Source organism: Peterkaempfera bronchialis (genome assembly GCF_003258605.2).
GTDB classification, from domain to species: Bacteria; Actinomycetota; Actinomycetes; order Streptomycetales; family Streptomycetaceae; genus Peterkaempfera; species Peterkaempfera bronchialis.
In genome coordinates, this window is sequence record NZ_CP031264.1 from 2,812,443 (window position 1) to 2,836,532 (window position 24,090).

The window sequence follows — 24,090 nt, forward strand, 5'->3', positions numbered from 1 at the left end:
TGATCCTAGGGGCAGCGCCCGGCAGCCCCGCACCCGGATTCATATGATGGCCAGTCAGATGAGATGACCGGTCGTCGGAGACCTTGCCCACCGCAGCCGGGGAACCCCGGGCCCCTCAGTCGAAATCGACGACATTCAGCGAGATGTCGTTGGTCCGCGCGCAGTAGGGGCGGACCCTGGTCCGGCCGGGCGGGCTGTCGTGGGCCGGCTCCGACGCGGTCTCGTCCGTCCACACCAGCTCCGGGTAGACCTGGATGCCCTTGAGGTCCGCCAGGTCGGTGAAGACGCGGGCCAGGCGGGCTTCACCGGCTTCACCGGCCCGGCCGACCCAGAGGTCCCAGTCCTCGTGCGCCCTGACCCGGCCGGCCACCAGGTCGTCCACGGTCAGCAGGAAATGGAAGTCCTCGCCGCCGGAGCTGTCCCCCTCGACCTGGTACTCCAGCAGCGGTGGCTGCCGGCGGCGCAGGGTGAGCAGGGGGCGTACGGTGCCGAACGGCTCCGCCACCAGCCGCCCTGCCACCTGGAACCCGTCGTCGGTGACGCGGATGTCGGCGACCTCGGCATGCCGGTCCCGCACCCAGGAGCGCAGCGCCAGGAAGCCGTCCAGCGTCGCATACGGGACGTGGCTGCGCACGGGGAGCAGCACGGTGCGCTCGCCGATCCCCAGCAGGTCGCGCAGGTCGCGGACGCCCGCGCGGAGGCGGTGGAGCCTGTCGGCGGACTCCACGAAGAGGTCCCAGCGCCCCTCGCCGAGCTTCTCCGAAGCGGTCGGCAGGGTCGCCTGGAAGCCGCCGCTTCCGTCGGCCCGGAGGGCGGCGCGCACCTTGGTCCTGCGATCGGCCCTGGCGCGGCAGACCAGCTTGGCCCTGCCGTCCTCGAAGCCCGGCCAGTCCACGGTGACGGTGATGGCACCCGACCGGTCGGCCCGGCAGCCGCCCACCGGCTCGCCCCGGCCGGGGGTCGCCGGGGCAGTCGGGGACGACGGGGCAGCGGCCTTGAGGCCGACCCTGCTCCCGGCGGCGCGGACCGCCCGGCCCAGCAGTCGCCGTACTCCGCCGGGGGCGACCGGTCCGGCGGGGTTCGCCACCGCGCGGGCGGCGGCCACGACGGCGCCGGTCGGGCGGTGCGCCGCCGTCGTGCGGGGCCTGCCGGGCGCCGGCAGCCCCCGCTCATGGCAGATCTCCGCGATCAGGTCCTCGTACCGGCGGGCGATGACCTCGGGATCGTAGCGGCGGGAGTTGACCAGCGCCGCATGGCCCATACGGCTGCGCTTCTCCTCGTCCCGGATGAGCTCCAGCAGTCCGGCGGCGAAGGCGTCGATGTCGCCCACCGGCACCAGCAGGCCGTCTTCACCGTGGCTGAGGATCTCGGGCGGCCCGTCCGGGCAGGCGGTACTGACCACCGGTATGCCGCAGCGCATGGCTTCGACCAGGGTCATGCCGAAGGGCTCCAGGTCGGAACCGACCGCGGCGATGGACCCCTTGACCCACTCGGCGTCCATCGGGGAGACGCTCCCCATCAGCGTGACGCTGTTGTGGACGCCGAGTTCCCGGATGAGCCGGGTGAGCGGGCCGTGCTCGCTGCCGCTGCCGTAGATGCGCAGCGTCCACCCGGGGGCCTCGGGGAGCACCCTGGCAAAGGCGTGGATCAGCAGGTCGTAGCGCTTCCAGTCGATCAGCCGGCCGGCCGCGACCACGATCCTGCCGGAGCAGTCCGCCGGGGCGACGGCCGGTACCGGCACCCCGTTGGGGATGCAGAGCACCCTCAGGCCGGAGACCGGCGTCGTCGTCCGGAAGGACTCGGCGTCGGCCTCGGTGACCGTGACGGCCGCATCGATCCGCTGGTACAGCCGCGCGATGGCGGCCCGGGTGCCGGCAGGCACCGCCGTGTGCGTCATGTGCTCCTGAGCCAGCCGGACGGCCGCCTCGGGCGCGTACTCGGCGACCAGCAGGGCGAGGCTCGGCCGGGTGCCGATGACCACATCGGCGTCGGTACCGCGCAGGTAGTCCACGATGCGCTGGTCCGAGAGGGCGCTGTACTGGAGGTAGAGCTCCTCCGACGGCGGCACCAGCCGGCTGCGCTGGGCGTACAGCGGATCGTCCGCGTCGGCCCGGTCCGGCTCGGGACGCAGGTCGATCAGCGGCGTCAGCCGCACCGCCGGAGCGATGTCGAACGTCGGCTTGTCGAGCCGCCGGTAGACCGAGGCGATCTCCACCTCATGGCGGGCCGAGAGCGCCTGCGCGAGGTTGATCACGGTACGGACGGTGCCGCCGATGCCGTAGATGTTGTGGACCAGGAAGACGATCTTCACGCGCCACCCACCGGGGCCTTCTCATACGGTCCGGCGACGGGGAAGTACGCCTCCAGGAACGAGGCCAGCAGCTCGTTCTGCCCCTCGGGGTCGTCGTCCTCGACAAAGGTGTCATTGATGCAGAAGGTGTCCCGGTCCCGGCGTTCCAGCAGCCGCGCCAGGCGGCCCGGGAGGTCCTTCGCCGCCAGGGCCACATAGGCGAAGCGGTTGCTGCTCGGGATCGCCCGACCGGTGAGGTACCCGTAGTAGTGCACCAGGTTGGACGGGATGTTGTGGTCGCTGAGGCTGCGGAAGCGGTTGGCGGCGGTCGTCCGGAAGACCTCCGGGTACTCCCGTTCGAGGTCGTCCAGCACACTGCGCCGCATCGCATACGGCGCGTGCTCCATGACCTGGGTGATGGAGCGGCCGAACCGCTCCTGGAACACCCGTCGGTTGTTCTTGGTCGCGACGTCGACCGGTGTGTCCAGCGGGCTGACCTCCCCCTGAGGCACCCGCCCTCGCGCGGGGAAGTAGCGCGCGGTCCCATTGGTCAGGAAGAAGAGCTGCGGCCCGACGGGCCGGCCGATGAACATGTCGTCGTTGAAGTAGAGGAAGTGCTCGGCCAGGCCCTCGATGTGGTGCAGCTGGCTCTCGATGGCATGCGAGTTGAAGGTCGGCAGCACACTGGGGTCGCTGAAGATCTCCTTGTGGCTGACCACCTTCAGCCCCGGCACGGAGGTGTCCAGCCAGTCGGGCACCTGGTCGTCGGTCACCAGGTGGATGGTGCGCACCCATGGCGCGTTCAGGTGCAGCGAGCGCAGCGAGTAGCGGAGCTCGTCCCGGTTGGTGAACCGGGAGTGCGATGCCGACTCCGCGTGGTACACCTCGCCCGAGGCGTCGGCGCGGCGGCGCTGCCACGCCGGATCGTTGCCGTCCACCCAGGTGTAGACGACATCGACGGGGAAGTCGAAGTCGTCGAAGAGCGGCACGGTGAACTCCGGCCGGGTCCGCACCGGGCGAAGGGCGGTGGCGGTCTGCGGCGCGATCCTGGTGAAGAGGTTCCCCGGCGCTTCGACGGTCTCGCTCTCGGCCGGGATCAGACGGGCGACACGGTTGGCCCTGGGGGCCGCCAGCCGCTCGGGGGCCTCTGCCAGGGCCTCCACCAGGGCCTGGTCGGCGCCCCCGTCCCCGTCCCCGTCGGCGTCCGCGTCCGGCCGTTCCTCCGGCCACCAGAACTCGATGTCGCAGCCGTACCGGGGACCGCAGATGAGCGAGCGGGTCGGCTCGGTGCGGTACCAGACGGCTCGGACGACCTGCGCCTCGGCCAGCTTCTCCCACGTCTTGGGGTCGTCTCCACGGGCCGGGCCGCGCGGCGTCCTGGGGGCGGGCACCACACCCTGGATGTACCCGGGCCTCCGTGCGCAGAGGTCCGCCAGCGCGGCGAAGACCCGCTCACGATCGTCCCCATGGACACCGACGGCCGTGGCGAGGTCCTCGAAGCCGCGCACGGCGAACCAGTCGACACCCGCGTCGTCCAGCGCTCCGGTGACGGCCGCGAAGTTCTCCTCCCGCGCTTGCAGCGGCGTGAGGCCGGAATGCACATAACCGGTCACCGGGTGCAGATCAAAGGTCAGCTCGCAGCGCTCCGGTATCACCAGGTCCGGCAGCGCGCCATGGGCGTCAGTCACATTCTCTTCCATGCTTCTCGAAGCGGCTCGGAAGCGGGAAGTACGCTTCCAGAAACGGTCCCACCAGGGCCAGTTGGCCTTCCAGGTCCAGTTCGGTGGAGACGGTGTCATTGATGCAGAAGGCGTGCCGGTCCCGCCCTGCCAGGAGTCGGACCAGGCGCTCCGGGGTGTCCGGCAGCGCGAGGTCCACATAGGTGTAGCGGAGGTTGCCGGGGACGGCGCGGCGGGTGTGGAAGGCGTAGTAGTGGTGCAGCGAGGAGGCGATGGAGAGGTCGTCCAGGCTGCGGAACCGGTTGCGCATGGTGGTGCGGTGCCGGTCGGCGAACTCCTCCTCTATCTCGTAGAGCACGCTGCGCCGCAGCGGGTAGGCGACATGCTTCATCTTCTGGGTGATGACCGTGCCGAAGCGGCTCTCGATCAGCTCCCGGTTGTTCTTGCCGGCGACGGAGACCGGCACATCGTCCTCGGAGGGTTCGCCCTGCGGCACATTGGCCGGGCTGGGGAAGAACTTGGTGAGCCCATTGGCGTGGAAGAAGTCCTGCGGGGTCACCTCCCGGCCGAGGAACATGTCGTCGTTGAAGTAGAGGAAGTGCTCGGCCAGGCCCTCGATGTGGTGCAGCTGGCTCTCGATGGCATGCGAGTTGAAGGTCGGCAGCACACTGGGGTCGCTGAAGATCTCCTTGTGGCTGACCACCTTCAGCCCCGGCACGGAGGTGTCCAGCCACTCGGGCACCTGGTCGTCGGTGACCAGGTAGACGTTCCTGACCCAGGGGGCGTTCATCCGCAGTGAGCGCAGCGAGTACTTGAGCTCGTCGCGGCTGAGGTAGCGGGCGGCATTGGCGGCCTCGGCGTGGTACGCCCTGCCGGCCGCCTGGGCGCGGCGGCGCAGCCACTCGGGGTCGGAGCCGTCGACCCAGGTGTAGACCACGTCGATGGGGAAGTCGATGTCGTCGGGGCGCGAGGCGGTGAACTCCACCCGGGTGCGCACCGGCGGCAGCGGGTCGCGGTCGGCCGGGGCGAGGCGGGTGAAGAGGGTGTCGGACGCCTCGACGGGGTCGCCGTCGGCGGAGATGACGTCGCTGACCCGGTTGCGGCGGGGGCCGGTGAGCAGGCCCGGGGTCTCCTCGGTCCAGAACTCGACATCGCAGCCGTACGCCACGCCGAGCACCAGGCGCCCCTCGGGGTCGGCGTGGTACCAGGTGAACCGGACCACGGGGGCGGTGGCGGCCCGCCGCCAGACGAAGGGTTCGAACCCGGGGTCGCTGAAGCGGGGTTCGCGGGTCTCGCCCTCCGGAATGGGCGTCACATAGCCGGGGGTCTGCCGGCAGAGCCGGAAGAGCGCGCGCAGCGCCCGGGACCGGTCGCGCTCGGCGACGCCCACGGTGGAGGCGCGGTCGAAGGTGCCGCGTACGCAGAAGTAGTCGACGCCCGCCTGCTCCAGCGCGTGCACCACCGCCCCGAGGTTCTCGCGGCGGGCGAGGAGCGGGGTGAGGTCCCGGTGGACGAAGGCGGCACGCGGCTGGTGGTCCACGGTGGCTGCGATGCGGTCCGGGCCGGTGAAGAGGTCGGGGTGGCGGCGGACGGCGCGCTGCACCCGGATCCGGTCGATCTGCCGGGGGACGACCAGGACCTCGGAGATCCGCTTCTTGACCCGGCTGCGGACCTCCGGCGTGATCCGCTGCGCTATGCGGTAGCGGGTGCGCTCGGGAAGCACCTTCCGATAGGTGGCGACGATCCGCGACGCTTCTGGATTGCCGCTCATGCCTGCTCCCCCCGCACGGCTCACCTGTCCTGACGACCTTTCGACAACCGGCGCAGGGAGAACGTCGCCCCAGCGGTTCTCCTCCGCCGACAGGCCCGGACGGCCCGGTAGCATCTCGCCGGTGGAGACCAGCCTAACCGCCCCGGCCCGGCCCGCGACCGCCTCCTCCGACCCCGCACGGGCCGGCCGCGACCCGTACTTCGACAATGCGAAGTTTCTGCTGCTCACCCTGGTCGTGCTCGGCCACACCTGGTCGGCCTCCCGCCTGGGGCAGGACAGCACGGCCGTGAAGGCCGCCTACGCCTGGGTCTACCTCTTCCATATGCCGGCCTTCATCCTGCTCTCCGGCTACTTCTCCCGGGGGTTCACCGCCCGGCCGGACCAGCTGGCCCGGCTGATCAGCGGCGTGCTGGTGCCGTACCTCGCCTTCGAATGCCTCTACAGCCTCTTCCGCAGCCAGGTGCTGGGCCAGCGGCATGTGGACATCAGCCTGCTGGACCCCTGGTACGCGGCCTGGTTCCTGGTGGCGCTCTTCCTCTGGCGGCTGAGCGCGCCGCTCTGGCGGGCCGTCCGGTATCCGTTCGCCGTCGCCGTACTGATCTCCGTCCTCTCCGGGACCACCGACAACGGCAACATCCTCTCCTTCGGCCGGGTGCTCCAGTTCCTGCCGTTCTTCGTGCTCGGCCTCCAACTGCGGCCCGAGCACTTCGAGCGGCTGCGCACCCGCCGGGTACGGATCGGCGCGGCCGTGCTGCTGGCGGCGCTCGTGGCCGGCTCGTACGCCGTGGTGCCGCACGCCCGCACGCTCGACTGGCTCAGTCGGGAGCGCAGCTACCAGGAGTTGCACTCCAGCCTGCCGCACTACCTGCTGCTGGACGCCGCCCTGCTGGTCGGCTCGCTGCTGGCCTGCGCCGCCTTCCTGGCGCTGGTCCCGACCCGCACCACCTGGTTCACCGCACTGGGCACCCGCACCATGTACGCCTATCTGCTCCACCCCATGCTGGTGAAACTCGCCCAGTACCAGGGCTGGTACGACGGCCTGCACAGCCCGGTCGGCGAACTGGCCGTGACCGCTGCGGCGCTGGTCGCGGCCACCCTGCTGATGACCGCGCCGGTGCGGTGGGCGCTGCGGTGGCTGGTGGAGCCGAGGCTGCGGTGGCTGGTGCGCGCCTGACCGCCGGGTAGCCTGCTGGGGACAATCGGACCAGTCCTGACCGATGGGACAGATGGTGCAGAACTCCCCGGCTGCCACCAGCACCGCCCCCACCCGCGTGCGCGCCCTGCGGCTGCCGCTGCCCTACACGGTCTTCGCCGTCCTCGCCCTGCTGGTGATACTGCCGCTCTGCATCAAACTGCCCTGGTCGGGAGACCAGGGGCTGCATGCGGCGGTGATCGAGCGGTTGCGTACCGACCTCTCCGACCCGACCAATCCGCTGATCGCCGAGGAGACCCCCAGCCCGTACTTCTCGCCGTGGATGCTCCTCCTCGGCGCGCTGGCGAGGGCCACCGGCTGGGACACCTTCACCGTCCTCTCGCTGGCCGCAGTCGCCGCCTGCGTGCTGCTGGTCACCGGCGTGTACCGATTCGTCCGCACCCTCACCGACCACCGGTGGGCGCCGGTGCTGGCGCTGCCGCTGCTGGTGCTGCTCTGGGGCTGGCACCTCTTCGCCTGGAGCGGCTGGATCCCCTTCACCTCGCTCACCCTCACCATCTCCTACCCCAGCACCTTCGCGCTCGGCCTCACCCTCAACCTGTGGGCCTGGCTCCAGCAGGAGGCCCGCGCCGGATGGCGGCTGCTGCCCTGCCTGGCCCTGGGCCTGCTGACCGCCACGGTCCTGCTGGTGCACCAGTTCACCGGCGCCATCGCCCTGCTGGGGGCGCTCGCCGTGGTGGCCGCCGCGCCTGCCGGCCGGTCGCTGCGGGCGCTGCGCAACCTGGCCGCCGGCGGCCTGGTGCTGGCGGTGGTGCTCACCCTCTGGCCCTACTACGACTTCTGGGAGCTGGCGTCCGCCGGCGGCGATCTGGCCTCCGTCCACCAGGCCCTCTACCGGGACCTGCTGCCCCGCTACGGCCTCGCCCTGCTCGCGCTGCCCGCACTGGCCGTACGGGCCCGCCGGACCCGGGGCCTGGACCCGCTGGTGCTGCTCTTCCTGGCCTGCGGCGCGGTCTTCACCGCCGGCGGGCTGCTCGGGCACTGGTCCTGGGGGCGCGTCTGGCCCGGGGTGATGCTCGCCGCCCAGCTGGCCCTCGCCGTCGAGCTCGCCGCGCTGGCCCCGGGGCGGCTGCGCCGCGCGGCCGGGGCGGTGGTCGCCGCCGCGCTGGCGGTGGGGGTGTGGACGCAGGTGGGGGTGGTCACCTATGCCCTCCCCCGGTACAAGGCGGTGGCCGACCGATGGGGCGTCCAGCAGATCGCCACCTTCGGGGACTACTCCTGGATCACGCCGTTCGTCCGGTACGGGGATGTGATCCTCACCCACAACTACTACGCGCTGCGGATGGCCCCGGCCTATGGCGCCACCACGGTCGCACCGGCCTACCCGGACTTCTTCCTCCCGGACGAGCGGCAGCGCTGGAAGGACACCGCGACCTTCTTCGACCGCCGTACCACCGCCGCCCAGGGCCGGGCGATCCTGCTCCGGTACCACGTGGCGTGGCTGATCAAGTCCGCCGGTGAGCGGCCCGTCCCCAGAGGCTCCCTCTTCACACCGATGGCCACCGGCCCGCACGGCGAGCGGCTGATCCGGGTCGACCTCGCGGCGCTGAGCGCCCAGGGACGGTAGCCGGGGTGCCACCCCGGGGGCCTGCCCCGGGGGATACCGGCTCAGGGGGATACCGGCTCAGGGGCATACCGGCCCAGGGGATACTGGGGCCACCATGCGCAGAAGATCAGCCCTCCTCGCCGCCGCCGGAGTCGTCGCGACGGCGGCCGTCGCCCTGCCGTCGATCGCCGCCGGCCCCTCGCACGGCGACATCAGGATCACCTCGGTCGTGGTGAACGACGGCCGGAGCCTGGTGCTGGGCGTGAACCAGGCCATGACCTTCCCGATCTCCATCACCGCCAGCGACGACTCCGGGATCAGCTCCGTCGGCCCGGTGGGCGTGTGGGGTCCCAAGTACGGCGTCCTCAGGGTCTCCCCGATGCGCTGCGAGCAGGTCTCCGCCACCACCTCCACCTGCACCGGCAGCGCCTCCGTGGACACCTCCCGGCACCAGGTGTGGAACGACGAGGCCGGTACCTGGTTCGTGGACGCGCAGGCCCACGCCGTGGACGGCGACGACATCAGGGGCGGCAACCTCGGCGGCTTCTCGCTGAAGCGCTCCGGCAAGCTCACCTCGCCGCCCCCGGCCGCCACCGCCGCCAAGGGCCGACCGGTCACCCTCACCGGCTGGTTCGCCCGCGCCTCCTGGAACGACGGCCGCTACTTCGGCTACGGCGACGCGCTGATCCGGTTGCAGTTCCGCCCGGACGGCTCGGACACCTGGACCACCGTGAAGTCCGTGGAGCCCGACATCTCCGGGGTGCTGACCACCACCGTCACCCCGGACCGCTCCGGCACCTACGCCTGGTACTTCCCCGGCGACAAGTGGACCGGCCCGGCCACCTCGCCCCGCCACCACATCACCGTCACCGGCTGAGCGGGCCCGGCACCGCAGCGGTGCCGGGCCGGAGGCTCAGCCGGGCCCGGGGCTCAGCGGTCGATCTCGCGGAAGAGCGCCTCCCAGCGGTCCAGCACCGCCGGCAGCGTCAGCCCCGAGACATGGAGACGCCCGGCGGCCCCGTACTGCCGCCGCAGCTCCTGATCGTCCATCAGCGTGCCCAGCGCGGTGGCGAACGCCGGGACGTCATAGGCGGGCACCAGGGTGCCGGTGCGGCCGTCCTCGACCAACTCCCGTACGCCGCCGGAGACATCGAAGGCGACACAGGGGACGCCGCAGGCCGCCCCCTCGGCGAGGGCCATCGGACGGCCCTCGCGCTCGCTGGTGAGCGCCACCACCGAGAGCTCCCGGTAGGCCGACTCCATGTCGGCGGCGGCACCCCGGAAGACCACCCGGTCTGCGACGCCCAACCGGGCCGCCCCGGCCCGCAGTTCGGCCTCCAGCGGACCCTCGCCGAAGAGGTGCAGCTCCCAACCGGGGCGCCCCGAGGCGGCCGAAGCGAACGCCTCGATCAGCCGGTCCAGCCGCTTCACCGGGTCCAGCCGGCCGACCGCGCCGATCCGCAGGGTGTCCAGCGGAGCCGGCCGGTCGGGGTGGAAGGGCAGCGGGTTGGGCATCACCGAGACATTGGGCAGCCGCTGGTTGCGGAACTCCACCGCGTCGCCCTCGCTCAGCACCAGGGTCTTGTCCAGCCTCGGGTAGTGGCGGCGGATCAGCCCCAGGTTGGCCGAGCCGCTCGCCTGGAGGAACGACTCGTGGTACTGGCCGATCCCCTTGAGGTGCTGCCAGTCCAGGCTGAGGATCCAGTCGGCGGCCCACGGTGACCCTATGACCAGATAGCCGTCGCGCACCCGGCTCAGCCGCTCGGTCAGCCGCTCCCGCGCCACCTCGCGGTCGGACCGCGCCCGGCGGGCCTCGATCTGCCGGGACGGGTTGACCCGCTCACCCAGGGTCCGGGGATGCCAGGCCGGCTGCGGCGGCGCCGAGTAGAGCGTGCAGTGCCGGTACGACGGCTCCGCGTGGTACCGGAAGGGCTCCGGGCTGGGCCGGATGCCGATCAGCTCCACCCGGTGGCCGCGCTCCCCCATACCCTGCGCCAGGGTGTGCAGCACCCGCTGGGAGCCGCCCATGGAGTCCACGTCGATGCCGATGAAGAAGACATTGCGCCGGGGGCCGGGGGCGCCGGCCACCTCCGCCGTGCTGGCGCTACTCATCACTGCCGCCCTCGAAGAACGCGTCGACTACCAGCTTGCTTGCCTGGCCGGTCTCATACGAGCAGAACATGTCCCGGAAGCGGGCGTAGTGCCCGGTGTACCGGTCCGCCGTCCCCGGCAGGTCGCGCATCGCGTCCACCAGCTCCCCGGTGGAGAAGAGCATCGGGCCGGGGGCGATCTCCGCCAGGTCGTAGTAGGTGCCGCGCTCGCTGGTCCGGTACGCCTCGTAGTCGTCCGTGTAGAGCAGGATCGGACGGCCGGTGTTCGCATAGTCGAACATCAGCGAGGAGTAGTCGGTCAGCAGCGCGTCCGACGCCAGCATCAGATCGTTGACATCGGCGAAGCCGGACCCGTCCCGCACCGCGTGGCCGAGCTCCAGCGGCACCGTGAACCGGTCGTAGTAGTGGGCGCGGACCACCACCACCCACTCGTCGCCCAGCCCGGCGACCAGCTCGGGCAGGTCCACCCTGATCGACCGGCCGGAGTTGCGCGCCGCGTCGCGGAAGGTCGGCGCGTAGAGCAGCACCTTGCGCCCCTCCGGGATCTCCAGCCGCTTGCGCACCCGGGCCGCCAGCTCCAACTGCTCCGGCTCCTGCCACCGCACCAGCACGTCATTGCGCGGGTAGCCGGAGCGGACCAGCGCGCCGGTGTAGTCGTTGGCGGGCACAAAGGTCCGCTCGAACTCGGCGCTGGGGCAGACCAGCAGGTCCCAGCGGTTCACCGAGTCGCGGTGCCGCTGCTGCACCTCCGGCGGGGCCATCCGCAGCCCCGGCACGTCGAACCCCATGCTCTTGAGCGTCTGGCCGTGCCAGGTCTGGAGGTAGCGGGTGCCCTCGGGCTTGCGGTAGAGCGAGGGCAGGTTGTGCGAGTCCACCCAGTACCGGGCCCGCGCCAGCGCCCTGACGTACTCCCAGCTGCCGCGCCGCACCAGGGTGACGTCGTCCGGGAAGGAGGAGGTGTCGCCGGTGTGGGACCAGACCACGTCCAGCGGCAGGTCGCGGCGGCGCAGCTCCTCGTGGACATAGCGGGGGTTGTCCGCGTAGCCCCGGCCCTCCATGGCCTCGAAGACCACCAGGTCCCGCCTGCCGGGCAGCTTGGCGAAGGCGTCGTAGACGGTGGCCTTGCCCTCGTGGCCGGTGACGATCCGCTTGACCCGGCCGGCCTTGCGCTTGGCGTTGCGCAGGTACGGGCCCAGCGGCTCGGCGACGCGCAGCGCGCCCGAGCGCTCCCACTCGACCTCAAGGCGCCCGGCGCCGCGCCCCTCGGGGCGCACGGTGACGGTGTGGGTGCCCACCTCGTGGTACGACACCTCGGCGTGCCGCACCGGCAGGTCCTGCGGCGCCAGCAGCAGGTCGCTCCGCTTCTCCCGGCCGCGCGACAGGGTCACCTGGGGGTGGCGCCGACCGGCGAAGCCGACCACCCCTATCGGGACCTGGCGGATGTCCAGCGCCGCCTCGCTGACGTACTCCCGCTCGCCGACGGGCTCCAGCTTCAGCGGCAGATCCAGCGCCGACCCGCCTGCGGCCAGCTTCAGCACCGCCTCCACGCCGCCGCCGATCAGCCCTGCCGGGTCGTAGCTGCGGATGCGCAGCCGCAGCGCGCCGCCGTCCGGCCGGACCGACTCCAGCTCATGGCGCACCCGGCCGGTGGCGAAGACCTGCTGCTCCATCCGCCACTCGGTGATGTCCAGCTCGCGCCGACCCGCCTCGTCCTGCGGGACGTCGCCGCCCCACCAGGTGCGGCCGTCCTCGGAGGCGATCCGGCGGGGGGCGAGCTGCGGGCGGCCCAGCACCCGGGCCGCCGCTGCGGCCTCCTCGGGCCGACCGGCCCGCAGCAGGTGGAGGCAGATCCGCTCCTCGCGGCTGAGCCGGGCGTAGACCGCGTCGTCGATGCGGTCCAGATAGGGGTTGACCACCTCGGCGAACTCGGCCAGCCAGGCCGGGGTGCGGAACGGCAGGTCGCCCAGGTAGAGGCGCATGTCGTGCTTGAGGAACTTGTAGTCCTTCGCCGCCTGGAGCTCGGCGTGGCCGGCGTCGGCGAGGTAGCCGTCGATCATGCGGGCGACGGCGATCCGGTCCACCACGTTCTGGATCTTGTGCCGGCTGGAGGAGATGGAGTCGCTCTCCGCCGCCAGCCGCCAGGTGTAGATCTCCCAGGGCACCACCGCGAAGGACTCGGCGGAGGTGTAGGCGTGCGCGGAGAAGAGCTGGTCCTCGTAGTGGACGCCCTCGGGGAAGCGCAGGCCGTGCCGGGCGATGAAGTCGGCGCGGTAGAGCTTGTTGGTGGAGAGGTGGTCGAAGAAGTACTCCGGGTCCTCCCGCACGCCCCGCAGCACCCGCTGCTCGGTGAAGAGGTCGGGGTACCAGAGGCCGGTGCGGCCGCTCTCCTCGAAGAGCCGGGTGACCTCACCGGTGACGAAGTCGACGCCGGTCTCCTCGGCGACCAGCAGCATGCTCTTGCAGGCGTGCCGGGGCAGCTCGTCGTCGCTGTCCAGGAACATCAGGTACGGCGCGCGGGCGACCTCGATGCCCCGGTTGCGCGGGGCGCTGCACCCGCCGCTGTTGCGCTCCAGCCGCTCGTAGCGCACCCGGGGGTCGGACGCGGCCAGCCGCCGGGCGATCTGCTCGGTGGTGTCGGTGGAGGCGTCGTCCGCGATGATCACTTCGAGGTTGCGGAGCGTCTGGTCGAGGACGGACCGTACGGCCCGCGGCAGCCGCTCCGCGTCGTTGTAGACGATGATCGTGACGCTGACGTCGGGCGTGCGCGCCTCGGTCATGCCACCTTCCTTCCTCGTCGCTCCGGAGCTGGTGCTCCCCATGCATCATCCTCACGTATCGGGGTGCGGCCTCCGACCGCACCAGAGGGCAGGCGGTCGGCGCTCACGCTCAGCGCTGCCGCAGCTTGGCGCGGAGTCTGGAGACCCGGCCGGCGGCCACCTCGCGGACGCCGGCCAGACCGCCGGCGATCCGCAGCGCCAGCCCGCCGGAGCCCGTGGTGTAGGCCTGGACCAGGGCAAACGCGGTGGGGGGGCGGTAGGCGAAGGAGCGGCGGGCGCCGCCGCCGGGGGCGCGGACGGCGGTGGAGACGGTGCGGCCGTTGGCGAAGCGGATGTTGGCCCAGACGGTCCAGGCGGTCATCGGAGCCGCCGCCCGACCGGCCCTGACCAGTTCGAAGACATCCACCCTGAGGGCGGCGGTCCAGGTGTCGCCGGAGTTGACGAGCGGCGCCGGATGGCGCAGCGCGACCGGCGCCGCCCCGGAGCGGGAGCGCAGTTCCAGCGAGACCGACTCGGGGCGGGCGGCCGCCAGTCGGCCGTACAGCTCGTGCAGCCGGAGCCGGATCTCGCAGCGGCGGCCGATCCGGACCGCGCCGTCGACCGCGATCGGCAGCCGGCCCAGCGGCAGCTTGGGCAGGCCCTTCAGCGGGATGGCGGCGAGCCCTCTGCCGAAGACCGGCTTCCCGGACCGGTCGGTGAGGTACGGCGGCACCAGCCGGGCGGGCCCGGCGGCCAGCTCGACCAGGCGGGCCACCTCGACCGGCTCCTCGGAGGCCAGCAGCACCGCGGCGATCCAGCGGGCGGCGGGGTGCGCGGCGGCGACCGCGGCGCGGTCGAAGCCGCCCAGGTGGTCGCGGGCGATGCGCCACCACTCGGCCTGGTAGGCGGCGGGGCGGGTGCCCAGCTCGCGCACGTACATCCGCAGGTCGTAGTCGAGGAACTTGGTGCCGGCGGCGGTGGCGAGGGCCTTCTCCCCGGCCTTCTCCAGCACCCGGACGGTCTCGGCATGGGCGTCGACCCGGTCCCGCCAGTTGCGGATCTCGTCGCGGCGCAGCGAGATGGACTGCCGCCCGGCGGCCCGGCGGACATGCCAGTGGTAGACCCGGTCCGGGATGGCGACCAGCCGGGGCCGGGCCCCGTACACCATGGCGGTGAAGACGAAGTCCTCGTAGTGCACATCGCCCTCGGCGAACCGCACGCCGTGCCGCTCCAGGAAGGAGCGGTTGTAGAGCTTGCCGGCCGACAGGGTGTCCCGCAGGAAGAGCGGGCGGCTGCCGATGCCGTCGGGGTAGAGCACCGGGTCGGCCCCGTCGGGCGGGTAGAGCTCGCGCTGCCAGGCGGCGTCCGGGCCGCCCGGGAGCTCGCGGCGGACGGCCACACCGGCGACCACGTCGGCGCGGTGCGCGACGGCGGCCTTCAGCAGGGTGCGGGCGGCGCCGGGCGGCAGGACGTCATCGCTGTCCAGCAGCATCACATAGGGCTCGCCGGCGGCGGCGATGCCCTCGTTGCGGGGGGTGCCGCAGCCGCCGCTGTTGCCGGTACGGGTGATCACCCGCAGCCGGGGGTGGTCGGCGGCGATCCGGGAAAGGACGGCCGGGGTGGCGTCGGTGGAGGCGTCGTCGACGACCAGCACCTCGCCCACCGCATCGCCCTGGTCGAGTGCGGAGTGCACCGCCTCGGCGACACGGGCCGCGTCATTGAACACGATCACGACGACGCTGACCCGCGGCTCGCCACCCGACATGCGCGCCTGCTCCCTCGTCCACGGCTCGGCAGGGCGGGCGTCCGAGCCGCCGCAGTCCCCCCGCGGCCGCCGTGCGCCCTGCCCGGATCCCGGACCGGCCGGGTCTGACGACCGGGGCCGGGCATGTTCCTTCTGACCGGATTAATCCTCCGGCCACAATACCGGACCGGACCGGTGCGGCCCCGGGGGACCGCGTAGGAACGCCGAACTCCGCCACCTATGATCCACGTATGACCTGGTTGATCACCGGCGGCGCCGGATACATCGGCGGACATGTGGTACGCGCGATGCGCGAGGCGGGCCTGCGGGTGGCCGTGCTGGACGACCTCAGCACCGGCGACGCCGAGCGGCTGCCCGCCGATGTCCCGCTGGTCGAGGGCTCCACGCTGGACCGGGCCGCGGTGGACCGGGCGCTGCGCGAGCACGCGGTGACCGGCGTGCTGCACGTCGCGGCGAAGAAGCAGGTCGGCGAGTCGGTCGAGCAGCCCTTCCGCTACTACCGGGAGAACCTCCAGGGGCTCCAGACCGTGCTGGAGGCCGCCGCCGACGCTGGCGTGCGCCGCTTCCTCTTCTCCTCCTCGGCGGCCGTCTACGGCATGCCCGATGTGGACCTGGTGACCGAGGCCACGCCGTGCGCGCCGATGAGCCCCTATGGCGAGACCAAGCTCGCGGGCGAGTGGCTGGTGAAGGCGGCGGGGGCGGCGTACGGCATCTCCACCGTGGCGCTGCGGTACTTCAATGTGGCCGGAGCGGCCTCCCCGGAGCTCTCCGACGGCGGCGCTTTCAATCTGGTGCCGATGGCCTTCGAGCGGCTGACGGCCGGGGCGGCGCCCCGGGTCTTCGGCGATGACTACCCCACCCCCGACGGCACCTGCATCCGCGACTACATCCATGTCTCGGACGTCGCCTCGGCGCATGTCGCCGCCGCCGAGCGGCTGGCGGCGGACCCGGCCGGCGAGACCTCGCTGGTCCTCAACATCGGCCGGGGCGAAGGGGTGTCGGTCCGCGAGGTGCTGGCTGTGGTGGGCCGGGTGACCGGGTACGACCTCGCCCCCGAGGTCACCGCGCGGCGGCCCGGCGACCCCGCCCGGGTGGTGGCCTCCGCCGACCTGATCCGCAAGGAGCTGGGCTGGACGGCCCGCCATGGGGTGGCGGAGATGGTGGCCTCCGCGTGGGAGGGCTGGTGCCTGCGCCACCCCGAGGCCCGTCGGCGGGGCTGACAGGCCGGTCTGGGCCGGTCTGGGCTGGTCTGGGGCCGGGGCCGGGGCCGGGGCCGGGGCCGGGCTACTGCGGGTCGTCGGGGATGGCGGTGCCGTACACCGAGTCGAGGGCGTAGACGCAGCGGTCCTTGCTGCCGACGAAGACCCGGCCGTCGACCGCCACCGGGGAGCCGGTGAGCTCGCCCTTGGTGCCCAGCTCCCAGCGGAGCCGACCGGTGGCCAGGTCGACCGTGTGCAGCGAGCGGTCGCGGCTGCCGATGTGCACCAGGCCGCCGGCCACCGCCGGGGAGCCGACCACCTCGCCGCGCGCTCCGTACCGCCACAGCTCCCGGCCGTCGGCGGCGTCGAAGGCGAAGACCGTCTCGCCGCTGGCCAGCAGCACCGAGCCGTCCGCCACGACCACCGGTTCGGCGCCCTGCCGGCTGGCGGTGCGGCCGCGCCAGCGCGGGCGGCCGGTGGTGGCGTCCAAGGCGTAGAGGGTGCCCAGGTAGTCGGCGACATAGACGCCGGGGGCGGTCCGGGTGAGGCCGGGGGCATGTCCGGCGGTGTCCGGGTCCAGGGCGGGCGGGGTGAAGAGGACCACCGGCGCCTCGAAGCGCCAGCGCTCCGCGCCGGTCGCGGCGTCCAAGGCCATGACCCGGGTGCCGGCGGTGACATAGAGGGTGCCGTCCCGCTCCACCGGGCGGGCCGGGACGTCCTCGCCGACCGCGACGGTCCAGCGGACCCGGCCGGTGCGCAGGTCGGCGGCGCGCAGCAGGCCGCCGCCGTAGTAGTAGACGGAGTCGCCGACCAGCGCCGGGCCGGACTGCGGGGTCTCGTAGTCCTGCTGGGCCCCGGCGGCCCGCCACAGCTCGGTGCCGTCCGCCGCCGAGCGCACCTGCACCCCGCCGCCCCGGACGCCGACGCAGACCGCGCCGGCGGCTCCGTCCAGGGAGTAGATCCAGCCGTCGAGGGTGCGGCGCCACCGCTCGGTGCCGTCGGCCGCGTCCAGGGTGTAGAGGTGCGGGCCGTCGGCGGCGTGCACCCGGCCGTCGCAGACCGCCGTCGCCCAGGCCACGTCGCGGGTCTTGAAGCGGCGCTGACCGGTGGCGATGTCCAGGGCGTGCACCTCGAAGCTGGAGACGAAGAGGGTGCCGTCGGCGACCACCGGGGTGCCCCACACGTCGTTGGACATCCGGAACCGCCACGGCCGCCACGGTCCGGCGGCCGGGGGGCGGGGGTGGCGGGCCGCGCCGGTTGCGGGGCGGGCGCCGGGGGCGTGGGGGCGGGCACGGGGCGCGCGGGGGCGCGGCGGGCGCCGGGGCCGCCGGGGCGCGTACCCAGTCGGTGGCGGGCGAGGTGGCGAGGGCCGGCAGTGCGCCGACCTCGGCCCGGGGGCCGGGCCCTATCCGCACCGAGGCTCCGGCCAGGCGCACCCCGCCGCCGTCGTCCTCGCGGGCGGGGCCGCCCCGGTGCCTCGGGCCGGGGGTCAGCTCGGGGGCCGACCGCTCACGTGCCGACCGTTCAGGGGCCGACCGTTCAAGGGCCGACCGCTCCGGGGCCAGCCGCTCGGTGACCGGGGTCTCGTCGCTCCGGGGCGGGCGGGGGCCGACGCCGCGCGGGTCGACCGCCCGGGGGCGGGCGGCTGGGGCGCGGGGGAGCCGGGACGGGCCAGGGAGATCGGGGCGGTCTGCGGGAGCCCCTGGGCCACCGGCAGCCGGGCGGGCGGCCGGGGCGAGGGCGGCTGAGGGGCGGGCGGCTGGGGGAAAGGCGACCGGGGGAGGGCGGCGGCGGGGGCGCGGCCACGGCCGTACGCCGCCCGCGCTTGCGCTCGATCAGGTCGAGGGCGGGCGGCGGCAGCCACTCCTCCGCGTCGCCGTCGCCGCCGGAGTCGCCCCGGGCGAAGAGGTGCGGCGCCAGTTCGGCCTGGATCTCCGCCGGGGTGGGCCGCCGCTCCAGGGCCGGGCGCATACAGGACCGCACCAGCGGCGCCAGCTCCTCCGGCAGGCCGGAGAGGTCGGGCTGCTCGCGCAGCAGCATGAAGACGGTCTCCACCGGGTTGGCTCCCCGGTAGGGCGGGTGGCCGGTGGCCGCGTACACCAGCAGCGAGCCCAGCGAGAAGACATCGCTCGCCCCGGTCACACTGCGGCTGTCGCGGGCCTGCTCCGGCGACATGTAGGCGGGGGTGCCGACGGCCACATTGGTCATGGTGAGCCGGGTGTGCGAGACCCCGGCGGCGATGCCGAAGTCGATGACCCGAGGGCCGTCCTCCACCACCAGGACATTGGACGGCTTGAGGTCACGGTGCACCAGACCGGCCGCGTGGATGGACTGCAACGCCTCGGCGATCCCGGCGGCCAGCCAGCGGACGGCCTCCACCGGCAGCGGGCCGCACTCGTCCACCAGGTCCTCCAGCGACGGCGCCGGGACATAGGCGGTGGCCAGCCAGGGCACCGGCGCATCGGCGTCGGCGTCGACCACGGCGGCGGTGTAGAACCCGCTGATCGTCTTGGCGGCGGAGATCTCCCGGCTGAAGCGGACCCGGAAGAGCTCGTCCTCGGCGAGCTCGGCGCGCACGGTCTTGATGGCCACCCGCCGCCCCGACGCCGACCGCGCCAGGTAGACGAGCCCCATCCCACCCGCGCCGAGGCGTCCCAGCACCTCGAAGGGCCCGATCCGTCTCGGATCGTGCGCCGTCAGCTGGTCCACTCCTCCGCCACCTCCCCACTCTGCCGCCCCCGGCAGCGTGCCGCCGCAAGGGGGTCGTCCGATTGTCCAATGCCGACCCGCCGAACGGCCAACCAGCAGTGCGGGGCCGCACCGCCTCCGACATGCCCGGAGACCGTGCGGCCCGCTGCCATCCAAGATGACGTCCGGGGTGCCGCCGTGGTTCGCCGTCCTGCCCGCAGCCTCCGGGGGCAGCGCCGCCCGACGGGCCGACGGGCATCCCGGAACCGGTTCCGACGGCTCGAAAGGCCGATTGCCCCTAACGGAGCAGTCACAACTGCATTACGGCAAGGAGTCCGGATTCGAAGCCCCTGGCGAATGCATACCGGACCGTAGGATCCGGCTGCCGCCGAATTGCCCGTCAGCACCCGGCCTGGGAAGTCCTGACCTGGCCGTAAAGCGGGTGGTAACGGAACTTCCGGCTCCCCGAGCGGGTGGACCGGGTGTTTCTCCGCGCCGCCGTGGTGCTGCCGCACCACCCCCGGTCGGAGTATTCGTCACATTGCCGAATCGCGCCCTGATCTTGCGCAGGTAAACTGACGGCATGACAGGACAAGTTCGCACCGTCGACGGTCGCGTCGCCGGGCGACGCGGACAGGCGACGCGGCAGAAGCTGCTCGACTGCCTCCGCGAGATGCTCAGCACGTCGCCGTACCGGGACGTCAAGGTCATCGACGTCGCCCGGATGGCGGGTACCTCCCCCGCAACGTTCTACCAGTACTTCCCGGATGTCGAGGGCGCTGTCCTTGAGATCGCGGAGGAAATGGCCAAGGACAGCCTCGTGCTCAAGGAGCTCGTGGCCAACAAATCCTGGGCGGGAAAGACCGGCTGGACCACAGCCGAGGAGCTGGTTGACGGCTTCCTCGGGTTCTGGCGTGACAACGACGCCATCCTGCGTGTGGTCACCCTGGGTGCGGCGGAAGGGGACAAGCGGTTCTTCAAGATCCGCATGAAGGTCCTCAACGCCGTGGCCGGCCCGCTCACCGACACCCTCAAGGACATGCAGGCGAAGAACCGGTTCGACAAGTCGGCGAATGCCGGCGCCGTCGCCGGTTCGCTGATCACCCTGCTGGCCGCCGCGGCCGAGCACCAGAAGGCATTCGACTCCTGGGGCGCCAAGGCCAAGGACCTCAAGCCCAACCTGACGTCGCTGGTCTACCTCGGGGTGACCGGCAAGAAACCGCCGAAGTAGGGCTGCACCGCTCCACCGCACCACGGCATCACCCGCACCATCAGCACCATCAGCACCACCCGCACCGCATCCACCGTGCGCGCACCCTCTCGGTCTCCTGTCCGGACCGAGGGCGGACGGAGGACGCCGGACGTGCCTCGGGGGAGGTACACCGGAGGTCCGAAGCGCGCCCGCACCGGGGCGGCCCCAGCACCGCCGGGGCCGCCCCGCAGCGCGTCAGGGGCACGTCAGGGGCACGTCAGGGGCAGCGGACGACCTGTCCCGCGTACGCCAGGCCGCCGCCGAAGCCGAAGAGCAGCACCGGTGCGCCCGAGGCGATCTCGCCCCGCTCCACCAGCTTGCTCAGCGCCAGCGGGATGGAGGCGGCGGAGGTGTTCCCCGAGTCGACGACATCCCGGGCCACCACCGCCTGCTCCACGCCCAGCCGGGCGGCAATCGCATCGATGATCCGCAGATTGGCCTGGTGCGCGACAAAGCCCGCCAGCTCCGACGGCGTCACCCCGGCCCGCTCGCATGCCTGCCGGGCGATCGGGGCCAGCTTGGTGGTCGCCCAGCGGAAGACCGCCTGGCCCTGCTGGCTGATCCGGGGGTTCCAGCCGGTGATCACCACCGCGTCGCCCTTGTCCGGCTCGGACCCCCAGACCACCGGCCCGATGCCGGGCTCCACGCCCTCGGGGGTGGCCTCCAGGACGGCGGCGCCCGCCCCGTCGCCGAAGATCACACAGGTGGAGCGGTCGGTCCAGTCCACGGTGTCCGACATCCGCTCGGCGCCGATCACCAGCGCCCGTTGCGCCGCCCCGGCCCGCAGCGCGTGGTCCGCGGTGGCCAGCGCGTAGGAGAAGCCGGAGCATGCGGTGTTGATGTCATAGGCCGCCGGGGTGGGGATGCCCAGCCGGGCCGCCACGGCGGCGGCGGTGCTGGGGCTGCGCTCCACGGCGGTGCAGGTGGCGACCGCGACCAGGTCGATGTCGGAGGGCAGCAGCCCGCTGGTGGCCAGGGCCTTCTGCGCGGCCTGCTCGGCGAGGTCGACCAGGGTCTCGTCCTCGGCGATGTGCCGGGTGCGGATGCCCACCCGGCTGCGGATCCACTCGTCGTCGGTCTCGACCAGGCGCGCCAGGTCGTCGTTGGTGAGTACCTTGGGCGGCTGGTAGTGGCCGAGCGCCACGATGCGGGATCCCGTCATGCCACCACTCAACCCGATACCGGCCGGTCAGCCTGTCGCGCCCCTGTACAGGATCGGGCCGCCGATGCTGTAGCTCCCGGACAAGAAGCGGCGGGTCAGGCGGCCAGCGACGCCTCGTCGCCCATCACGATCACCGGGTGGGCGGCCGGGTCCAGCGCGCGCACCAGCGCGACCATGTCCTGCTCGGCGAGCGACACACAGGCGTGGGTCGGGCCGCCGTGGTCGACGTGCACCCAGATGCCGCCGCCCTTGGCCGGGCCGAGCGGCTTGGTGCCGTCCAGCGGCGAGGTGCCCGCGACCCGGTTGTAGTCGATGGCCACCACATAGTCGAAGGAGCCTTCGAGGTCCTCGCCCTCGAAGCCCTTGCCGCCGATGGTGAAGTTGGCGTCGCGGTAGTACGGGAGCTTCGTCCCCGGGTTCGGCCGGAGGCCGCCGGCGTCACTCAGCGGGTAGACGCCGACCGGGCTGCGCAGATCGTCCAGGTGGTGGTCGGGGGTCCACCCCTTGAGGGCGTTGTGGGCGGGCCAGGCGGTGCCGGGCTGCCAGCGGCCGTCGGCGGTGCGGGTCCACAGGGTGGCGGTGGAGTGGGCGGAGTTCCTGCCCTCGCCGGAGACCAGCAGCACCTGGTCGGCCGAGGCGGGGATCTTCGCCCGGAAGGCCGGGCCGACGCCGGGCAGTTCGGCGACCGTGCCGTCATTGCGGTCGGAGCGGTTGGCGGCGGGCGAGGAGACATGGCCGACGTCCAGCGAACCGCTCTGCACACGGGCGGCGGTGGTGCCGTCCTCGGCGCGGACCGGGGCGACCGAGGCCGCCGTGGTGAGGAGCGCACCCTGCGGACCGAACGCCAGCCAGCCGCCCGCAGCGGCGACCAGCACCGCCGCCGTACCGACCGTCGCGGCGCCCGCGCGGCTCCGGCTCGGCTTGCGGCGACGCCCCCGGCGGCGACCCTGGCGCGGGTCGGGCTCGGGCTGCGACGGAGGCAGGTCAGCGGTGCGCTCGGTGCGGGACATGGGTGCGATCCTCCCAAAGGACCGGGGCGCTCCCGGTACCGGGGTGCGTGTTGCAGTGTGTGAGCCTACGCACAGCTGGTACGGGTGGTTCAGTTCCCCAGGAGCTCCACGGAGTTGGCACGAACCCCGCCGAACACCGCCTCCCGCTCGCCGTCCCCGTCCGGACCAGCGCCGACGGCGGGCCCCCGGCGGGTCAGCCGGTGGAGGTCGTTCACTCCTTCCGGGGGCGCGGCGGCCGGCTGCCGCGCCGGTCCATAGCCGCCGGACTCCGCCGGCCCGGCCGGTCCCGTCTCGATGGCGGCCGTCAGGCGTGGGCCGGGGCGGCGGTGGCGGGCCGGGGGCGGAGGGCGAGGCAGAGCAGCACGGCCACGGCGCAGAGGGCTCCGGCGGCGTACCAGGCGGCGTCGTAGTCGCCGAAGCGGTCGCGGGCGATGCCGGCGGCGGAGGCGACCAGGGCGGCGCCCAGTTGGTGGCAGGCGAGCACCCAGCCGAAGACGATCGGGGCGTCCTCCCCGAACCACTGGCGGCAGAGGGCGATGGTGGGCGGCACGGTGGCGACCCAGTCGAGGCCGTAGAAGATGACGAAGGCCAGCATCCCGGGGTGCAGGTCGGCCGCGAAGAGGTGCGGGAGGACCAGCAGCGAGGCGCCGCGCAGCCCGTAGTAGGCGATCAGCAGCAGGCGCGAGTCGAAGCGGTCGGTAAACCAGCCGGAGGCGATGGTGCCGACCACGTCGAAGAGGCCGACCAGGGAGAGCAGCCCGGCCGCTGTGGTGGCGGGCATGCCGTGGTCGTGGGCGGCGGGGACGAAGTGGGTGCCGACCAGCCCCGCGGTGGTGGCGCCGCAGATCGCGAAGGAGGCGGCGAGCAGCCAGAACGGCCGGGTGCGGGCGGCGGCGGCCAGCACCGTGAGCGCCCGCGCCATCGCACCGCCGTCGGCGGCCGGCGGCGGGGGCGCGGTCTGCGCGCCGTACGGGAGCAGCCCGAGGTCGGCGGGGCGCTCGCGCATCAGCAGCAGGACCGGGACGGCCACGGCGGTGGCGCAGAGCGAGACGACGAAGGCGGCGGTCCGCCAGCCGTGCTGGTCGACCAGCCAGGCGAGCAGCGGCAGGAAGACCAGGTTGCCGGCGGCGCCGCCGGCCGTGAGCACGCCGGTGACCAACCCGCGCCGGGCGGTGAACCAGCGTCCGCTGATGGTGGTGGCGAAGGCCCCGGCCATGGAGCCGCTGCCCAGGCCGACCAGTACGCCCCAGCAGAGCACCAGTTGCCAGCTGGCGTTCATCACCATGGTGAGCCCGCTGCCGATGGAGATCATCAGCAGGGCGTTGGTGACCACCAGCCGTACGCCGAAGCGGTCCATCAGGGCGGCGGCGAAGGGCGCGGTGAGGCCGTAGAGGGCCAGATTGACGGAGACCGCGCTGGAGATGACGCCGTGCGACCAGCCGAACTCATGGTGCAGGGGCTCCATCATCAGACCGGGCGTGGAGCGGAAGCCGGCCGCGCCGACCAGCACCAGCAGGGCGACCCCGGCGACGATCCAGGCGTAGTGCAGGCGGGGGGCCGGACTGGCGGCGGGTCGAGCGGCGGGGGCGGGGGGCGTCCGGAGCTGCGGCGGCTCGGTCGGCTCGGTCAGATCGGTCACGGTACCGAG

16 protein-coding genes are annotated in these 24,090 nt (G+C 73.1%); 5 read left to right on the forward strand and 11 right to left on the reverse strand.

What is annotated here, in order from left to right; all coding sequences use genetic code 11:
- Positions 1-115 precede the first annotated feature (115 nt).
- Genes C7M71_RS12365 through C7M71_RS12375 form a run of 3 tightly spaced genes read right to left on the reverse strand, consistent with a single transcriptional unit; the run spans position 116 to position 5,740 of the window.
- Entirely contained in the window at positions 116-2,311 is a 2,196-nt protein-coding gene (locus tag C7M71_RS12365; RefSeq protein WP_114914339.1) for a glycosyltransferase family 4 protein, read from the reverse strand.
- Positions 2,308-3,978, reverse strand: a complete 1,671-nt coding sequence (locus C7M71_RS12370; RefSeq protein WP_229758682.1) for a stealth family protein — start codon at positions 3,976-3,978, stop codon at positions 2,308-2,310. The genes C7M71_RS12365 and C7M71_RS12370 overlap by 4 nt, the downstream gene beginning before the upstream one ends.
- Complete coding sequence (locus C7M71_RS12375; protein ID WP_111494079.1) at positions 3,971-5,740, reverse strand: stealth family protein; 1,770 nt, start codon at positions 5,738-5,740, stop codon at positions 3,971-3,973. The genes C7M71_RS12370 and C7M71_RS12375 overlap by 8 nt, the downstream gene beginning before the upstream one ends.
- 121 nt (positions 5,741-5,861) lie before the next feature.
- Between C7M71_RS12375 and C7M71_RS12380 the strand changes: the two genes are divergently transcribed.
- From C7M71_RS12380 to C7M71_RS12390, 3 genes are all read left to right on the forward strand, one after another.
- Positions 5,862-6,914 (forward strand): acyltransferase family protein, encoded by a 1,053-nt coding sequence (locus C7M71_RS12380; protein ID WP_162824226.1) that lies wholly within the window; start codon positions 5,862-5,864, stop codon positions 6,912-6,914.
- Positions 6,915-6,957: 43 nt separating this feature from the next.
- Positions 6,958-8,520 (forward strand): hypothetical protein, encoded by a 1,563-nt coding sequence (locus C7M71_RS12385; RefSeq protein ID WP_114914340.1) that lies wholly within the window; start codon positions 6,958-6,960, stop codon positions 8,518-8,520.
- Positions 8,521-8,614: 94 nt separating this feature from the next.
- The gene (locus tag C7M71_RS12390) at positions 8,615-9,376 is read left to right on the forward strand and encodes a calcium-binding protein (protein WP_111493174.1); all 762 of its coding nucleotides are present in this window, start codon (positions 8,615-8,617) and stop codon (positions 9,374-9,376) included.
- Between the two features lie 53 nt (positions 9,377-9,429).
- Here C7M71_RS12390 and C7M71_RS12395 read toward each other — a convergent pair whose 3' ends face one another.
- From C7M71_RS12395 to C7M71_RS12405, 3 genes are all read right to left on the reverse strand, one after another.
- Positions 9,430-10,611: a glycosyltransferase gene (locus tag C7M71_RS12395; protein ID WP_111493175.1), complete on the reverse strand. Its 1,182-nt coding sequence runs from the start codon at positions 10,609-10,611 to the stop codon at positions 9,430-9,432.
- Positions 10,604-13,387 (reverse strand): bifunctional glycosyltransferase/CDP-glycerol:glycerophosphate glycerophosphotransferase, encoded by a 2,784-nt coding sequence (locus C7M71_RS12400; protein ID WP_111493176.1) that lies wholly within the window; start codon positions 13,385-13,387, stop codon positions 10,604-10,606. Before C7M71_RS12400 ends, C7M71_RS12395 begins: the two co-directional genes overlap by 8 nt.
- A 109-nt stretch (positions 13,388-13,496) precedes the next feature.
- Entirely contained in the window at positions 13,497-15,131 is a 1,635-nt protein-coding gene (locus C7M71_RS12405) for a glycosyltransferase family 2 protein (RefSeq protein ID WP_111493177.1), read from the reverse strand.
- 230 nt (positions 15,132-15,361) lie between these two features.
- Between C7M71_RS12405 and galE the strand changes: the two genes are divergently transcribed.
- A complete protein-coding gene (galE, locus tag C7M71_RS12410) occupies positions 15,362-16,351 on the forward strand; it encodes a UDP-glucose 4-epimerase GalE (protein WP_111493178.1) in 990 nt (329 codons plus the stop codon).
- A 64-nt stretch (positions 16,352-16,415) separates the two neighbouring features.
- Here galE and C7M71_RS31675 read toward each other — a convergent pair whose 3' ends face one another.
- Positions 16,416-17,525, reverse strand: a complete 1,110-nt coding sequence (locus C7M71_RS31675) for an outer membrane protein assembly factor BamB family protein (RefSeq protein ID WP_229758683.1) — start codon at positions 17,523-17,525, stop codon at positions 16,416-16,418.
- A 344-nt stretch (positions 17,526-17,869) separates the two neighbouring features.
- The gene (locus C7M71_RS31680) at positions 17,870-19,039 is read right to left on the reverse strand and encodes a serine/threonine-protein kinase (RefSeq protein WP_229758684.1); all 1,170 of its coding nucleotides are present in this window, start codon (positions 19,037-19,039) and stop codon (positions 17,870-17,872) included.
- A 562-nt stretch (positions 19,040-19,601) separates the two neighbouring features.
- Between C7M71_RS31680 and C7M71_RS12420 the strand changes: the two genes are divergently transcribed.
- The gene (locus C7M71_RS12420) at positions 19,602-20,249 is read left to right on the forward strand and encodes a TetR family transcriptional regulator (RefSeq protein WP_111491798.1); all 648 of its coding nucleotides are present in this window, start codon (positions 19,602-19,604) and stop codon (positions 20,247-20,249) included.
- 238 nt (positions 20,250-20,487) lie between these two features.
- Here C7M71_RS12420 and C7M71_RS12425 read toward each other — a convergent pair whose 3' ends face one another.
- The 3 genes from C7M71_RS12425 to C7M71_RS12435 form a co-directional block, all read right to left on the reverse strand.
- On the reverse strand, positions 20,488-21,432 hold the full coding sequence (locus tag C7M71_RS12425; RefSeq protein WP_111491797.1) for a beta-ketoacyl-ACP synthase III: 945 nt from the start codon (positions 21,430-21,432) through the stop codon (positions 20,488-20,490).
- A 95-nt stretch (positions 21,433-21,527) separates the two neighbouring features.
- Positions 21,528-22,442: a hypothetical protein gene (locus tag C7M71_RS12430; protein ID WP_111491796.1), complete on the reverse strand. Its 915-nt coding sequence runs from the start codon at positions 22,440-22,442 to the stop codon at positions 21,528-21,530.
- Positions 22,443-22,746: 304 nt separating this feature from the next.
- Positions 22,747-24,081, reverse strand: coding sequence for an MFS transporter (locus C7M71_RS12435; RefSeq protein ID WP_407675892.1), 1,335 nt, complete (start codon positions 24,079-24,081; stop codon positions 22,747-22,749).
- Positions 24,082-24,090: the final 9 nt, after the last annotated feature.

What these genes read in the sequence shown, in the direction of transcription:
- C7M71_RS12375 (WP_111494079.1), bottom strand. Translation starts at nt 5,740, where the DNA reads ATGAGCGGCAATCCAGAAGCGTCGCGGATCGTCGCCACCTATCGGAAG.
- C7M71_RS12385 (WP_114914340.1), top strand. Translation starts at nt 6,958, where the DNA reads ATGGGACAGATGGTGCAGAACTCCCCGGCTGCCACCAGCACCGCCCCC.
- C7M71_RS12390 (WP_111493174.1), top strand. Translation starts at nt 8,615, where the DNA reads ATGCGCAGAAGATCAGCCCTCCTCGCCGCCGCCGGAGTCGTCGCGACG.
- C7M71_RS12395 (WP_111493175.1), bottom strand. Translation starts at nt 10,611, where the DNA reads ATGAGTAGCGCCAGCACGGCGGAGGTGGCCGGCGCCCCCGGCCCCCGG.
- C7M71_RS12400 (WP_111493176.1), bottom strand. Translation starts at nt 13,387, where the DNA reads ATGACCGAGGCGCGCACGCCCGACGTCAGCGTCACGATCATCGTCTAC.
- C7M71_RS12405 (WP_111493177.1), bottom strand. Translation starts at nt 15,131, where the DNA reads ATGTCGGGTGGCGAGCCGCGGGTCAGCGTCGTCGTGATCGTGTTCAAT.
- galE (WP_111493178.1), top strand. Translation starts at nt 15,362, where the DNA reads ATGACCTGGTTGATCACCGGCGGCGCCGGATACATCGGCGGACATGTG.
- C7M71_RS31675 (WP_229758683.1), bottom strand. Translation starts at nt 17,525, where the DNA reads ATGTCCAACGACGTGTGGGGCACCCCGGTGGTCGCCGACGGCACCCTC.
- C7M71_RS12420 (WP_111491798.1), top strand. Translation starts at nt 19,602, where the DNA reads ATGACAGGACAAGTTCGCACCGTCGACGGTCGCGTCGCCGGGCGACGC.
- C7M71_RS12425 (WP_111491797.1), bottom strand. Translation starts at nt 21,432, where the DNA reads ATGACGGGATCCCGCATCGTGGCGCTCGGCCACTACCAGCCGCCCAAG.
- C7M71_RS12430 (WP_111491796.1), bottom strand. Translation starts at nt 22,442, where the DNA reads ATGTCCCGCACCGAGCGCACCGCTGACCTGCCTCCGTCGCAGCCCGAG.